The following is a 12,901-nucleotide window of genomic DNA, read 5'->3' as shown; positions in this document are numbered from 1 at the left end:
GGTTCCTGGAGAGTGGGCCTATCTTGGCTTGGCAGGCAGGACGCTGCAAGTTGTCGTTTAGCGACATGCCGCTGGTTTTGGGGTTGGGCGCCCGCCCGCTTTGGTGCATGATGCAAGGTAGCCAACAGACCGAGATGACTCATGCTGGACGAGCTACTTCGCCGGGTAAGCAATCACACTCCCCACACCCTGGAGACTGACGGGCGTTTCCCCGAGGCCGCGGTGCTGGTACCCATTACCCGCAGTGACGAACCCGAGCTGATCCTGACCCTGCGCGCCAGCGGCCTGTCGACCCACGGTGGCGAAGTGGCCTTTCCCGGCGGGCGCCGCGACCCCGAAGACCCGGACCTGATTTTTACCGCTCTGCGCGAAGCCGAAGAAGAAATCGGCCTGCCGCCGGGACTGGTCGAAGTCATCGGGCCGTTGAGCCCATTGATCTCCCTGCACGGCATCCGCGTAACGCCGTACGTGGGCGTCATCCCCGACTACGTCGAATACCTGGCCAACGACGCCGAGATCGCAGCGGTCTTCAGCGTGCCCCTGGATTTTTTCCGCCAGGACCCGCGCGAGCACACCCACCGCATCGATTACCAAGGCCGCAGTTGGTATGTGCCCAGCTACAGGTTCGGCGAATACAAGATCTGGGGCCTGACGGCAATCATGATCGTCGAGCTGATCAACCTGCTCTATGACGATGCCAAGATCAGCCTGCACCAGCCACCCAAGAGCTTCATCAATATCTAAGCCGTCGTTTGAATGGCAAAGCCGTGAGGGAAAACCATGAAATACCGCCTGGGCGATGCCTGTGTCGAGACCCATCCACAGAGCTGGCTGGCGCCCAATGCCACGCTGGTGGGCAAGGTCAGGCTGGAGGAGGGCGCCAACGTGTGGTTCAACGCGGTATTGCGTGGCGACAACGAACTGATCCTGATCGGCAAGAACAGCAACGTGCAGGACGGCAGCGTGATGCACACCGACATGGGCTACCCACTGACCCTCGGCACCGGCGTGACCATCGGCCATAACGCCATGCTGCACGGCTGCACGGTGGGCGACTACAGCCTGATCGGCATCAACGCGGTGATCCTCAACGGCGCAAAGATCGGCAAACACTGCATCATCGGCGCCAATTCATTGATCGGCGAAGGCAAGGAAATTCCCGATGGCTCGCTGGTGATGGGCTCGCCGGGCAAGGTGGTGCGTGAGCTGACCGAGGCGCAGAAACGCATGCTTGAAGCCAGTGCCGCGCACTATGTGCATAACGCGCAGCGGTATGCGCGTGATCTGGTTGAGCAGGCAGAATGAGTGCGGTTGAACGCCCGGTCGCCTCGCCGTGCGTGAGCATTTGCGCGCTGGATGATGACGATATTTGCATCGGCTGCCAGCGCAACGTGGATGAGATTACGCGGTGGAGCCGCATGGACAATGCCGAGCGCCGGGTGGTGCTGGGGTTGTGCCATGAGCGGGCGGTGGCGAGTGGGGTGGTGTGGATGACGCCTCTGTAGGAGCGAGCTTGCTCGCGAAAAACGCAAGAACACCGCGTATAGTCAGGCTTTCCGCGTAATCGTTGACGTTTTTCGCGAGCAAGCTCGCTCCTACAGGTTCTATCGCCCCATGCTCTTCCTGATCGCCTACATCAGCAGCGTCGTGCTGATCAACTTCGCCTTTTCCACCGCGCCGCACCTGGACGTCATCTGGTCCGCCTGGGGCGGCCTGGTGTTTATCCTGCGCGACATGGTGCAAACCCGCTTCGGTCACGGCGCGATCATCGCCATGCTGGCGGCGCTGGTGCTGTCGTATATCACCTCCGACCCATCCATCGCCCTGGCCAGCGCCACGGCTTTTGCGGTGTCCGAGTGCATCGACTGGCTGGTGTTCAGCATCACCCGGCGCCCGCTGCACGACCGCCTGTGGATAAGTTCGGCGCTGAGCATTCCCCTCGATACGTTTATCTTCTTCGGCTTGATCGGTGCGCTCACGCCGGCCGTGGCGGGCACGGCGCTGGTGTCGAAATTCGCCGGTGTCACCGTGGTGTGGCTGATCATGGCCTGGCGCATCCGCCGGCGCGCCGTCGCCAATTGAGGCCAACCTGTGCAGTTCATGTAAAATGCCGGCCTTTCTCCCCCTGATCCGCTCCCCTGAGGACCTGAGATGACCCGAATCGGAACTCCATTGTCGCCAACCGCGACCCGCGTTTTGCTGTGTGGCTGCGGTGAGCTGGGCAAGGAAGTGGTAATCGAACTGCAACGCCTGGGCGTTGAAGTGATTGCCGTGGATCGCTACGCCAATGCGCCGGCCATGCAGGTTGCGCACCGTAGCCATGTGATCAACATGCTCGATGGCGCCGCATTGCGCGCCGTGATCGAGGCGGAGAAGCCGCACTTCATCGTGCCGGAAATCGAAGCCATCGCCACCGCTACCCTGGTCGAGCTGGAAGCCGAAGGCTTCACCGTGATCCCGACCGCGCGTGCCACATCGCTGACCATGAACCGCGAAGGCATCCGTCGCCTGGCCGCCGAAGAGCTGGACCTGCCGACCTCGCCGTACCACTTCGCCGACACCTTCGAGGACTACAGCAAGGCCGTGCAAGACCTGGGCTTTCCCTGCGTGGTCAAGCCGGTGATGAGTTCCTCGGGCAAGGGCCAGAGCCTGCTGCGCAGCGCGGACGATGTACAGAAAGCCTGGGATTACGCCCAGGAAGGCGGGCGGGCCGGCAAGGGCCGAGTGATCATCGAAGGCTTTATCGACTTCGACTACGAAATCACCCTGCTGACCGTGCGCCACATCGGTGGCACCACTTTCTGTGCGCCCGTCGGCCACCGGCAGGAGAAGGGCGACTACCAGGAATCCTGGCAGCCCCAAGCCATGAGCCCGATTGCCCTGGCCGAATCCGAGCGGGTTGCCAAAGCGGTGACCGAGGCCCTGGGTGGCCGTGGTTTGTTTGGCGTTGAGCTGTTCATCAAGGGTGACCAGGTGTGGTTCAGCGAAGTGTCACCGCGCCCGCATGACACCGGCCTTGTGACCCTGATTTCTCAGGACCTGTCGCAGTTTGCGCTGCACGCTCGTGCCATCCTGGGGCTGCCGATCCCATTGATCCGTCAGTTCGGGCCTTCGGCATCGGCGGTGATCCTGGTGGAAGGGCAGTCGACGCAGACGGCGTTCGCCAATCTGGGCGCGGCCTTGAGCGAGCCGGATACGGCGTTGCGTCTGTTTGGCAAGCCTGAGGTCAATGGTCAGCGCCGCATGGGCGTGGCGTTGGCGCGGGATGAGTCGATTGAAGCGGCTCGAGCCAAGGCGACCCGGGCTTCCAAGGCGGTTGTGGTAGAGCTGTAATCTCAGCTTGATCGTTCCCACGCTCCGCGTGGGGAATGCCTCTTGTGACGCTCTGCGTCATGCTTTGGGACGCAGAGCGTCCTGGGCTGCATTCCCACGCAGAGCGTGGGAACGATCATCAAGCGACGCGATTCAAATCATTATCCCGCGTCTCCTTCAGGCACAGCACAGCAATCAAACTGAGCAACGCCGCCGCCGACACATACCCGCCGACATAACTCAGCCCGCCCATCGCCACCAGCTTGGTCGCGAAGAACGGCGCGGCCGACGCCCCCACGATCCCACCCAGGTTATACGCCGCCGACGCGCCGGTATAACGCACGCGGGTCGGGAACAGTTCCGGCAGCAGCGCGCCCATCGGCGCGAAAGTCACGCCCATCAGGAACAGCTCCAGCGCCAGGAACAGCGCCACGGCCCAGGTTGAACCGTGGGTCAGCAGCGGCTCCATGGTAAAGCCCGACAGGATTGCCAGGACCGCGCCGACAATCAGCACCGGCTTGCGCCCGTAGCGGTCGCTGGCCAGCGCTGCCAGCGGCGTCGCCAGGCCCATGAACAGCACTGCGAAGCACAACAGGCCGAGGAAGGTTTCACGGCTGTAGCCGAGGGTCGACACCCCGTAGCTCAGGGAAAACGCCGTGGTGATATAGAACAGCGCATAGCACACCACCATCGACGCAGCGCCCAGCAGCACCGGCAGCCAATGCTGGCTGAACAGTTCCACCAGCGGCACTTTCACCGGTTTTTCCTTGGCTACGGCATTGGCGAACACCGGCGTCTCGTGCAGCTTGAGCCGTGCGTACAGGCCCACCATCACCAACGCCGCGCTGAGGATGAACGGAATGCGCCAGCCCCAGCTGCGGAACTGCTCGTCGTTCAGGCTCATGGCCAGGATCAGGAACAAGCCGTTGGCCGCCAGGAACCCGATCGACGGGCCCAGTTGCGGGAACATGCCGAACCAGGCGCGCTTGCCCTTGGGCGCATTCTCGGTCGCCAGCAATGCCGCGCCGCCCCATTCCCCGCCCAAGCCCAGGCCTTGGCCGAAGCGCAATACACACAACAGAATCGGTGCCCAGGCGCCAATGCTGTCGTAGCCCGGCAGCAAGCCGATCAGGGTGGTGCACACGCCCATCAGCAGCAGCGAGGCCACCAATGTCGACTTGCGGCCGATACGGTCGCCAAAGTGACCGAACAGCGCTGAACCCAGTGGGCGCGCTATGAATGCGATGCCGAAGGTGAGGAATGACGCCAGCATCTGCGCGGTGCCGGACGTCTGCGGGAAGAACACCGGGCCGATGACCAGCGCCGCAGCCGTGGCGTAGATATAGAAGTCGTAGAACTCAATGGCGGTGCCGACGATGCTCGCGGTGGCCACACGGGCCGTCGAGTTGGTCGGGGCGGCGGTTGCGGCCTCGTTATACGTGGTGCTCATGGCGGTATCCCGGATTGGTCATTGCGCGTTTGGACGCGGATTATTATTGGTCGAACACCCAGGGATCAGGGTTGTGCGCGGGGTGGCTCGGGATGGGAGCAAACACCGCTCGGACAGGGTGAAGCGCTGCCTGGACGCGCTGAGTGCGGGTAGCACGCGGTCGGGCGGGGGCTTGGGTAAGCCGCAGGGATTATAGGAAGGGGTTTGAACATACAACAAGGGGGCTGACACGCTGAAAATCTAAATGTGGGAGGGGCGGTGCGACGATTCGACTTGCTCCCGATTGCAGTGTGTCAGTCAGCTTATCTATAACTGATCCACCGCTATCGGGAGCAATCCCCCTCCCACAGTTTGAACTGTGTCCAGCAGGAGGTTATGCGGCGACGGGCACGTGGCTGGTATGCCAGATCAGCACCTTGCTCACCCGGTTGTCCTCTGTCTCGAGGATTTCCAGGCGATAACGGCCAATCTTCAGGCACACCGCGCAGTCCGGAATGGTCTCCAGCGCTTCGGTCACCAAACCGTTGAGGGTCTTGGGGCCGTCGCTGGGCAGGTGCCAGCCCAGGCTTTTGTTCAGTTCGCGGATCGAGGCAGCGCCGTCGATGATGTAGCGGCCATCGGGTTGGGCTTCGACATGGGGGTTATCCACCGCCTGGTCGCTTTCGAATTCGCCGACGATTTCTTCGAGGATATCTTCCAGGGTCACGATGCCCAGCACTTCGCCGTACTCGTCCACCACCATGCCCAGGCGCCGCTGCTGCTTGTGGAAATTCAGCAGTTGCAGCTGCAGAGGCGTGCTCTCCGGCACGAAGTAGGGTTCGTGACAGGCGGCGAGCAGCGCTTCCTTGGTCAGGCTGGCATCGGGCAGCAGATGCTGGACCTGCCGGGTGTTGAGCACCGCTTCGACCTGGTTGATATCGCTGTGGAACACCGGCAGCCGCGTGCGCTGGGAGGTGCGCAGTTGCTCGATGATGTCTTCGATCGTGTCATCCAGGTTGATGCCATCCACGTCGCTGCGCGGCACCAGGATGTCGTTGACGGTGATGTTGTCCAGGGCATGGATGCCCGGCATGCTGGGCATGCGCTCTTGGTCGGCGTCGTGCTGCGGCTCGTCGTCGTGGTCGGACGAAGGTTCGTCGCTCTTTTTCACTATGCCCGGCTTGCGCGCGAACGGGCGCAGCAACAGCAGGCTGATGCCATTGAGCAGCCAGGCGGCGGGATAGAGGATTTTCAGCGGCACGCCCAGCAGGGCGTTACCGAAGCCCAGTATGGCCTGTGGATAACGGGTAGCCAGGGCGCGGGGCAGGTAGTCGGCGAGGATCAGCAGCAATGCGCACGAGATCAGCCAGCCGAGCCACGGCCCGTTCTGGGCCCAGGCATAGATCGCCAGCAGCGTGCAGAGAATCACGACGGCTGCACGACACAGGCTGTTGCACAGGATCAGGCTGTGGCGCGGGAAGCTCAGGCGCGCGGCCGCCTTGTCACCCTGGCGTGTGCCGGGGCGCAGGGCCAGCAGGTGTTGTTGCGCGGCTTCGATGGCGGTAAACAGTGCCGCCCATAAAATCAGCAGGGCAATTACGGCGAGCATCGGCCCAAGGGGCAAGTTGTCCATGATCGCCGCCCGTCAGATATGCAGGATGTATTCGCGAACCAGCTTGCTGCCGAAATAGGCCAGCATCAGCAGGCAGAAACCGGCCAGGGTCCAGCGGATGGCCTTGTGCCCGCGCCAGCCGAGGCGGTTGCGGCCCCACAGCAATACGCTGAACACCACCCAGGCCAGGCAAGCCAGCAAGGTTTTGTGCACCAGATGCTGGGCGAACAGGTTTTCGACGAACAGCCAGCCGGAAATCAGCGATAGCGACAACAAAGTCCAGCCGGCCCACAGAAAACCGAACAGCAGACTTTCCATGGTTTGCAGCGGCGGGAAGTTCTTGATCAGCCCGGACGGGTGCTTGTGCTTGAGCTGGTGGTCTTGCAACAGCACCAGCAGCGATTGGAACACCGCGATGGTGAACATGCCGTAGGCCAGGATCGACAGCAGGATATGCGCGAGGATGCCCGGCTCTTCATCGATCACCTGGACGGTGCCGGTGGGCGCGAACTGCGCCAGCAGCACCGTGAGCATGCCCAGCGGGAATAGAAGAACGAGCAGGTTTTCGACCGGAATCCGGTAGCACGCCAGCAGCGTCAGTGCGATAACGGCGGCGGCGATCAGGCTGGCGGCGCTGAAAAAATCCAGGCCCAGGCCAACCGGGGTCAGCAGGTGGGTGAACAGACTGGCCGCATGGGCCAGCAGGGCCAGCACGCCAAGGCCGACCAGCAGACGTTTGTCCGCTTTGGTGCCTTGGGCCAGACGAGAGCCCTGATAGAGAGTCGCAGCGGCATACACGATGGCGGCGGCGAGGCTGGGTAGCAAACTGGGTGACAAGGGGAGCATAAATCCTGATAGGCAAGCCCGAAAGGCGCTGAGTTTGGCACACACCTGCGCTGCACGAAAGACTCCCGGGCCAGACAGCGGGTGTGCATGGACGCAGTCTTCGCTATAATCCGCGACCTGCCCACGCCGCAGGTTCGCCGAGCGCTGTTTTTAATAGCGATTTACCACAGCCTGGGCCGCCATTACCTCGGTCTACCAATGCATTTCGATGAATAGGGCCTGAAAGGATCGCGCATGTTTGAAAACTTGACTGACCGTCTCTCGCAGACGCTGCGCCACGTAACCGGCAAGGCCAAGCTGACCGAGGACAATATTAAAGACACCCTGCGTGAAGTGCGCATGGCGTTGCTGGAGGCCGACGTGGCCTTGCCGGTGGTGAAGGACTTCGTCAACTCGGTCAAGGAGCGTGCGGTCGGCACTGAAGTGTCGCGCAGCCTGACCCCGGGCCAGGCGTTCGTGAAGATCGTCCAGGCCGAACTCGAAAGCCTGATGGGCGCGGCCAACGAAGATTTGAACCTCAGCGCCGTGCCACCGGCCGTCGTGCTGATGGCCGGCCTGCAAGGCGCGGGTAAGACCACCACCGCCGGCAAGCTGGCGCGCTTCCTTAAAGAGCGCAAGAAGAAGTCGGTGATGGTGGTGTCGGCCGACGTCTACCGTCCTGCCGCGATCAAGCAGCTGGAAATGCTCGCGGGCGAAGTGGGCGTGACCTTCTTCCCGTCGGACCTGAGCCAGAAGCCGGTTGATATCGCCACTGCGGCTATTAAAGAAGCCAAGCTGAAATTCATCGACGTGGTCATCGTCGATACCGCCGGTCGCCTGCACATCGATGAAGAGATGATGGGCGAGATCAAGGCGCTGCATGCCGCGATCAACCCGGTCGAGACGCTGTTCGTGGTCGACGCCATGACCGGCCAAGATGCCGCCAACACCGCCAAGGCCTTCGGTGACGCACTGCCGCTAACCGGCGTGATCCTGACCAAGGTCGACGGCGACGCCCGTGGCGGTGCCGCGCTGTCGGTACGTGCCATCACCGGCAAGCCGATCAAGTTCATCGGTATGGGCGAGAAGAGCGAAGCGCTCGAACCGTTCCACCCGGAGCGTATCGCCTCGCGTATCCTCGGCATGGGCGACGTGCTCAGCCTGATCGAACAGGCTGAAGCCACGCTCGATAAAGACAAGGCCGACAAACTGGCCAAAAAGCTGAAGAAGGGCAAGGGCTTCGACCTCGAAGACTTCCGCGACCAGCTGCAGCAAATGAAGAACATGGGCGGCCTCGGCGGCCTGATGGACAAGCTGCCGAACATCGGCGGCGTGAACCTGGCGCAAATGGGCAACGCCCAGGGCGCGGCAGAGAAGCAGTTCAAGCAGATGGAAGCCATCATCAACTCCATGACCCCGGCCGAGCGCCGCGACCCTGAGCTGATCAGCGGTTCGCGCAAGCGTCGGATCGCCATGGGGTCCGGCACCCAGGTGCAGGACATCGGTCGCTTGATCAAGCAGCACAAGCAGATGCAGAAGATGATGAAGAAGTTCTCCGCCAAGGGCGGTATGGCCAAGATGATGCGCGGCATGGGCGGTATGTTGCCCGGCGGCGGTATGCCGAAAATGTAAAGTATTCGAGCGCAAGCCTTCGCTTGCGCTCCGACCCACAGGGATGTGGGATCTCCAGCAAACCCGCCGTTGGCGGGCGCTGACTTGCCGTTTTAACCGACGGCTCTATAGCAGATCTGAATGGCACGCTGATAGGCGCCAGAAAAAGACATTTGCAAAAGTCCGGATATTCCTTAGAATATGCGGCCTTTCGGGCACCTATGCCCGCTGTGCATTTAGATTTGCAGCACCGACTACAGGAACGATGTTCACATGCTAACAATCCGTCTTGCCCTTGGCGGCTCCAAAAAGCGCCCGTTTTACCACTTGACCGTAACCGACAGCCGCAACCCGCGCGACGGTTCGCACAAGGAACAGGTTGGTTTCTTCAACCCTGTTGCTCGTGGTCAAGAAGTTCGTCTGTCCGTGAACCAAGAGCGCGTAGCCTACTGGCTGAGCGTGGGTGCACAGCCATCCGAGCGCGTTGCAAAGTTGTTGAAGGACTCGGCTAAGGCCGCAGCCTGAGCAATATGAACGCGACGCCAGCTGTTGCTGATGATTTGATCGTTATCGGCAAGATTTACTCTGTTCATGGCGTTCGCGGCGAAGTGAAGGTGTATTCCTTTACTGATCCGACTGAAAACCTGTTGCAGTACAAAACCTGGACGCTCAAGCGCGAAGGTAGTGTGAAACAGGTCGAGCTGGTCAGTGGACGCGGGAACGACAAGTTCCTGGTCGCAAAGCTCAAGGGTCTTGATGATCGTGAAGAAGCGCGTCTTCTGGCCGGTTATGAGATCTGCGTGCCGCGCAACCTGTTCCCTGAATTGACCGACGGCGAGTACTACTGGTACCAGCTGGAAGGTCTGAAGGTTATTGATCAACTCGGGCAATTGCTGGGGAAAATCGATCATCTTCTGGAAACCGGCGCCAATGATGTAATGGTGGTCAAGCCTTGCGCTGGCAGCCTGGATGATCGCGAACGCCTGTTGCCCTATACCGGGCAGTGTGTGTTGGCCGTCGACCTGGCAGCGGGCGAGATGAAGGTGGAATGGGACGCGGACTTCTAAGCGTGGCTACTTTGCGCATTGAAGTGATCAGTTTGTTTCCCGAGATGTTTTCCGCCATCAGCGAGTACGGCATCACCAGTCGGGCGGTGAAGCAGGGGCTGTTGCAGCTTACCTGTTGGAACCCGCGAGACTACACGACGGATCGGCATCACACTGTGGACGATCGCCCATTTGGCGGTGGCCCGGGCATGGTGATGAAGATCAAGCCCCTGGAAGACGCGTTGGTTGAGGCCAAGGCCGCCGCCGGGGAGAAGGCGAAGGTAATTTACCTGTCCCCTCAAGGCCGTCAGCTGAAACAGGCTGCGGTGCGCGAACTGGCAAATGAGGAAGCATTGATCCTGATTGCCGGCCGCTATGAAGGCATTGACGAGCGGTTTATTGAAGCTCATGTCGATGAAGAGTGGTCGATTGGGGACTATGTCCTGTCTGGCGGTGAGCTGCCGGCGATGGTCCTGATAGATGCGGTTACACGACTGCTGCCTGGAGCTTTAGGGCATGCGGACTCTGCGGAGGAAGATTCCTTCACGGATGGTTTGCTGGATTGCCCGCACTACACCCGTCCGGAGGTGTATGCGGATCAGCGTGTTCCCGACGTATTGCTAAGTGGCAATCACGCACACATCCGGCGTTGGCGTTTACAGCAGTCCCTTGGTCGGACCTATGAACGACGCGCCGATCTTCTGGAAAGCCGCTCGCTTTCTGGAGAAGAGAAGAAGCTGCTCGAGGAATACATCCTCGCGCGGGACGATAGTTAACAACGTATCGATGGTAGGTCCATTGACTTACCTTAGGAGCACAGCATGACTAACAAAATCATCCTTGCACTCGAAGCAGAGCAGATGACCAAAGAGATCCCTACCTTTGCCCCGGGCGACACCATTGTCGTTCAGGTGAAAGTGAAGGAAGGCGACCGTTCGCGTCTGCAAGCGTTCGAAGGCGTGGTAATCGCCAAGCGTAACCGTGGTGTGAACAGTGCTTTCACTGTTCGTAAAATCTCCAACGGTGTTGGCGTAGAGCGTACTTTCCAGACCTACAGCCCGCAGATCGACAGCATGGCTGTGAAACGTCGCGGTGACGTACGCAAAGCCAAGCTGTACTACCTGCGTGACCTGTCCGGTAAAGCAGCTCGCATCAAGGAAAAACTGGCTTAAGTCCAGCTTCCCGATGCAGAAAGAAGCAGCCTACGGGCTGCTTTTTTGTGCCTGCGATTTGTGCAGTGCGCCCTGCTAGGCCTGACCAGGCTGAATGACTGCCAGTAATGTCCATCCCGCCAGCGGTTTCATATCGCTCTCTGGCGTGACCACATGCACCCAGCCGCTGCTATCGCGGGCAAACAGCAGTGTCGCCCGTTCCCCGTGCAGTGCCTGATAATCGCTCCAGCCAAACCCATCGGTCAGGTGGGTGGTATACAGTTCGGCGCCTTGCCCCAACAGGCTGGCAAGCTTGGTGTAGCTCAGCGGCTGACTGCCCAGCAAGTGCCCGCGATGCTCGCCGCTGGCCCGGTGCTTGTCGGTGCGACGGCTTTCCTGGCTGTTGGCCAAGGCGAACAGGCGATGCCCGAAGTCATGACGAAAGCGCATGGTGGCCAACGCATTCAACTCGCCGGAAGGGGAAAGCGCGAGCAAATGCCCGAGACCGACTAGGTCCAGATGCGACTCGGCATGCTGTGATGCCGGGTTGCCGAAGTAGGTCGGCAGCCCTTCCATGCGGCTGGCCCGAATGTTTTCCCAGCTCGAATCGGTCAGCAGCACTCGGCTGCCAAGCTGTTGCAGGGCTTTGCCGAGGATGCGTGCCGGGCCGTTCGCACCGACGATCAGAAAGCCGCTTGGCGCGGGCTCGGCTACTTTCAGCAAGCGGGCCAGAGGACGCGCAGTCGCGCTTTGCAGCACCACCGTGCCGATAATCACCGCAAATGTCAGCGGCACCAGCAACAACGCACCTTCGTGGCCGGCCTCATCCAGGCGAATCGCAAAAATGGCCGACACCGCCGCGGCCACAATCCCGCGCGGGGCGATCCAGGCCAGCAGTGCGCGCTCGCGCCAGTTCAGTTTCGAGCCGACGGTCGACACTGCAACGTTCAGCGGGCGCGCAATGAACTGAATGATCAGCAGCAGAATCAGTACGAACGGCCCCAGGGCAATCAATGCGTTCAGGTCCAGGCGCGCCGCCAACAGAATAAACAAGCCGGAAATCAACAGTACGCTGAGGTTCTCCTTGAAGTGCAGGATGTGACGCACGTCCACCCCCTTCATGTTGGCCATCCACATGCCCATCAGGGTCACCGCCAGCAGGCCGGACTCATGCATGACCTGATTGGAGGCGATGAACACCCCCAGCACCGCCGCCAGGGTGGCCAGATTATGCAGGTATTCCGGCAACCACTGGCGGCGCATGACCAGGCCCAGCACCCAGCCCCCGACAATCCCGAACAGGCTGCCGCAGAGGATGACGCCGCCAAAGGTCAGCAGGCTGTGACTCAGGCCATCGCCCGAAGCACTGGCGATGATAAAGCTGTAGACCACCACGGCCAGTAGCGCACCGATGGGGTCGATGACAATGCCTTCCCAGCGCAGGATGTTGGCAATGGACGCCTTGGGGCGTACCACGCGCAACATCGGCACGATGACGGTCGGGCCTGTGACCAGCGTCAAGGTGCCGAACAGCAGCGCCAGCAGCCAGTCGAAACCCAACAGCCAGTGGGTTGCCAGGGTGATCACCGCCCAGGTCGTCAGCGCGCCAAGGGTGACCAGTCGGTGCACCACGCTGCCGATTTCCTTCCATTCCGACAGGTGCAGCGTCAGGCTGCCCTCAAACAGGATCAAGGCGACGGCCAGCGACACCAATGGCATCAGCAATGGGCCGAACATTTCCTGCGGGTCGAGCCAGCCGAGTACCGGCCCCGCCAGAATTCCGCTCAATAACAGAAACAGAATCGCCGGCAACTTCAGGCGCCAGGCCAGCCATTGGCAGCCGAGCGCGGCCACACCGATACCGCCGAAAGCCAACAAGATCTGTTGTTCGTTCATTAAAGCTTCCTGTTCCTAG

General features: G+C 61.0%; 14 protein-coding genes. 10 read left to right on the top strand and 4 right to left on the bottom strand.

The genetic code is table 11. From position 1 onward, the window contains the following. The first annotated feature begins 141 nt into the window (after nucleotides 1–141). The 5 genes from C4J87_RS20665 to purT all read left to right on the top strand — a co-directional run bounded on the left by C4J87_RS20665 (nucleotide 142) and on the right by purT (nucleotide 3,333). Entirely contained in the window at nucleotides 142–744 is a 603-nt protein-coding gene (locus C4J87_RS20665; protein WP_016971944.1) for a CoA pyrophosphatase, read from the top strand. A gap of 36 nt (nucleotides 745–780) precedes the next feature. Then, complete coding sequence (locus C4J87_RS20660; RefSeq protein ID WP_124368237.1) at nucleotides 781–1,305, top strand: gamma carbonic anhydrase family protein; 525 nt, start codon at nucleotides 781–783, stop codon at nucleotides 1,303–1,305. Further along, on the top strand, nucleotides 1,302–1,505 hold the full coding sequence (locus C4J87_RS20655; RefSeq protein WP_124368236.1) for a DUF1289 domain-containing protein: 204 nt from the start codon (nucleotides 1,302–1,304) through the stop codon (nucleotides 1,503–1,505). The genes C4J87_RS20660 and C4J87_RS20655 overlap by 4 nt, the downstream gene beginning before the upstream one ends. Before the next feature lie 109 nt (nucleotides 1,506–1,614). Beyond that, nucleotides 1,615–2,082, top strand: a complete 468-nt coding sequence (locus C4J87_RS20650) for a VUT family protein (protein WP_124368235.1) — start codon at nucleotides 1,615–1,617, stop codon at nucleotides 2,080–2,082. Nucleotides 2,083–2,151: 69 nt separating this feature from the next. Beyond that, the gene (purT, locus tag C4J87_RS20645; protein WP_017139720.1) at nucleotides 2,152–3,333 is read left to right on the top strand and encodes a formate-dependent phosphoribosylglycinamide formyltransferase; all 1,182 of its coding nucleotides are present in this window, start codon (nucleotides 2,152–2,154) and stop codon (nucleotides 3,331–3,333) included. Nucleotides 3,334–3,451: 118 nt separating this feature from the next. On the opposite strand, the gene C4J87_RS20640 is transcribed toward purT, so the two are convergent. The 3 genes from C4J87_RS20640 to C4J87_RS20630 all read right to left on the bottom strand — a co-directional run bounded on the left by C4J87_RS20640 (nucleotide 3,452) and on the right by C4J87_RS20630 (nucleotide 7,199). Next, the gene (locus C4J87_RS20640; RefSeq protein WP_124364262.1) at nucleotides 3,452–4,762 is read right to left on the bottom strand and encodes an MFS transporter; all 1,311 of its coding nucleotides are present in this window, start codon (nucleotides 4,760–4,762) and stop codon (nucleotides 3,452–3,454) included. Nucleotides 4,763–5,135: 373 nt separating this feature from the next. After that, nucleotides 5,136–6,374 (bottom strand): transporter associated domain-containing protein, encoded by a 1,239-nt coding sequence (locus C4J87_RS20635; protein ID WP_124368234.1) that lies wholly within the window; start codon nucleotides 6,372–6,374, stop codon nucleotides 5,136–5,138. A gap of 12 nt (nucleotides 6,375–6,386) precedes the next feature. Beyond that, on the bottom strand, nucleotides 6,387–7,199 hold the full coding sequence (locus C4J87_RS20630) for an inner membrane protein YpjD (protein ID WP_124364260.1): 813 nt from the start codon (nucleotides 7,197–7,199) through the stop codon (nucleotides 6,387–6,389). A gap of 234 nt (nucleotides 7,200–7,433) precedes the next feature. Here C4J87_RS20630 and ffh point away from each other — a divergent pair, with 234 nt between their 5' ends. From ffh to rplS, 5 genes are all read left to right on the top strand, one after another. After that, nucleotides 7,434–8,810: a signal recognition particle protein gene (gene ffh / locus C4J87_RS20625; RefSeq protein WP_124364259.1), complete on the top strand. Its 1,377-nt coding sequence runs from the start codon at nucleotides 7,434–7,436 to the stop codon at nucleotides 8,808–8,810. 252 nt (nucleotides 8,811–9,062) lie between these two features. Then, a complete protein-coding gene (rpsP, locus tag C4J87_RS20620) occupies nucleotides 9,063–9,314 on the top strand; it encodes a 30S ribosomal protein S16 (RefSeq protein ID WP_003175899.1) in 252 nt (83 codons plus the stop codon). 5 nt (nucleotides 9,315–9,319) lie between these two features. Next, the gene (gene rimM / locus C4J87_RS20615; RefSeq protein WP_124364258.1) at nucleotides 9,320–9,856 is read left to right on the top strand and encodes a ribosome maturation factor RimM; all 537 of its coding nucleotides are present in this window, start codon (nucleotides 9,320–9,322) and stop codon (nucleotides 9,854–9,856) included. Next, complete coding sequence (gene trmD / locus C4J87_RS20610) at nucleotides 9,838–10,611, top strand: tRNA (guanosine(37)-N1)-methyltransferase TrmD (protein WP_177412756.1); 774 nt, start codon at nucleotides 9,838–9,840, stop codon at nucleotides 10,609–10,611. Before rimM ends, trmD begins: the two co-directional genes overlap by 19 nt. Nucleotides 10,612–10,656: 45 nt before the next feature. After that, nucleotides 10,657–11,007, top strand: a complete 351-nt coding sequence (gene rplS, locus C4J87_RS20605; RefSeq protein WP_003175895.1) for a 50S ribosomal protein L19 — start codon at nucleotides 10,657–10,659, stop codon at nucleotides 11,005–11,007. Nucleotides 11,008–11,082: 75 nt separating this feature from the next. Here the strand turns inward: rplS and C4J87_RS20600 are convergent, their stop codons facing one another. Then, nucleotides 11,083–12,882 (bottom strand): sodium:proton antiporter, encoded by a 1,800-nt coding sequence (locus tag C4J87_RS20600; protein ID WP_124368232.1) that lies wholly within the window; start codon nucleotides 12,880–12,882, stop codon nucleotides 11,083–11,085. Between the last annotated feature and the right edge of the window lie 19 nt (nucleotides 12,883–12,901).

The organism is Pseudomonas sp. R1-43-08, from assembly GCF_003852255.1.
In the GTDB taxonomy this organism is placed as follows: Bacteria; Pseudomonadota; Gammaproteobacteria; order Pseudomonadales; family Pseudomonadaceae; genus Aquipseudomonas.
The sequence above is the reverse complement of the archived record's forward strand: the minus strand, read 5'-3'. Positions and strand labels throughout refer to the sequence as shown.

Coding starts and splice junctions, on each gene's coding strand:
- C4J87_RS20630 (WP_124364260.1), bottom strand. CDS start 7,199: ATGCTCCCCTTGTCACCCAGTTTGCTACCCAGCCTCGCCGCCGCCATC.
- rplS (WP_003175895.1), top strand. CDS start 10,657: ATGACTAACAAAATCATCCTTGCACTCGAAGCAGAGCAGATGACCAAA.
- C4J87_RS20650 (WP_124368235.1), top strand. CDS start 1,615: ATGCTCTTCCTGATCGCCTACATCAGCAGCGTCGTGCTGATCAACTTC.
- C4J87_RS20660 (WP_124368237.1), top strand. CDS start 781: ATGAAATACCGCCTGGGCGATGCCTGTGTCGAGACCCATCCACAGAGC.
- C4J87_RS20655 (WP_124368236.1), top strand. CDS start 1,302: ATGAGTGCGGTTGAACGCCCGGTCGCCTCGCCGTGCGTGAGCATTTGC.
- rpsP (WP_003175899.1), top strand. CDS start 9,063: ATGCTAACAATCCGTCTTGCCCTTGGCGGCTCCAAAAAGCGCCCGTTT.
- trmD (WP_177412756.1), top strand. CDS start 9,838: ATGGGACGCGGACTTCTAAGCGTGGCTACTTTGCGCATTGAAGTGATC.
- purT (WP_017139720.1), top strand. CDS start 2,152: ATGACCCGAATCGGAACTCCATTGTCGCCAACCGCGACCCGCGTTTTG.
- C4J87_RS20665 (WP_016971944.1), top strand. CDS start 142: ATGCTGGACGAGCTACTTCGCCGGGTAAGCAATCACACTCCCCACACC.
- C4J87_RS20635 (WP_124368234.1), bottom strand. CDS start 6,374: ATGGACAACTTGCCCCTTGGGCCGATGCTCGCCGTAATTGCCCTGCTG.
- rimM (WP_124364258.1), top strand. CDS start 9,320: ATGAACGCGACGCCAGCTGTTGCTGATGATTTGATCGTTATCGGCAAG.
- C4J87_RS20640 (WP_124364262.1), bottom strand. CDS start 4,762: ATGAGCACCACGTATAACGAGGCCGCAACCGCCGCCCCGACCAACTCG.
- ffh (WP_124364259.1), top strand. CDS start 7,434: ATGTTTGAAAACTTGACTGACCGTCTCTCGCAGACGCTGCGCCACGTA.
- C4J87_RS20600 (WP_124368232.1), bottom strand. CDS start 12,882: ATGAACGAACAACAGATCTTGTTGGCTTTCGGCGGTATCGGTGTGGCC.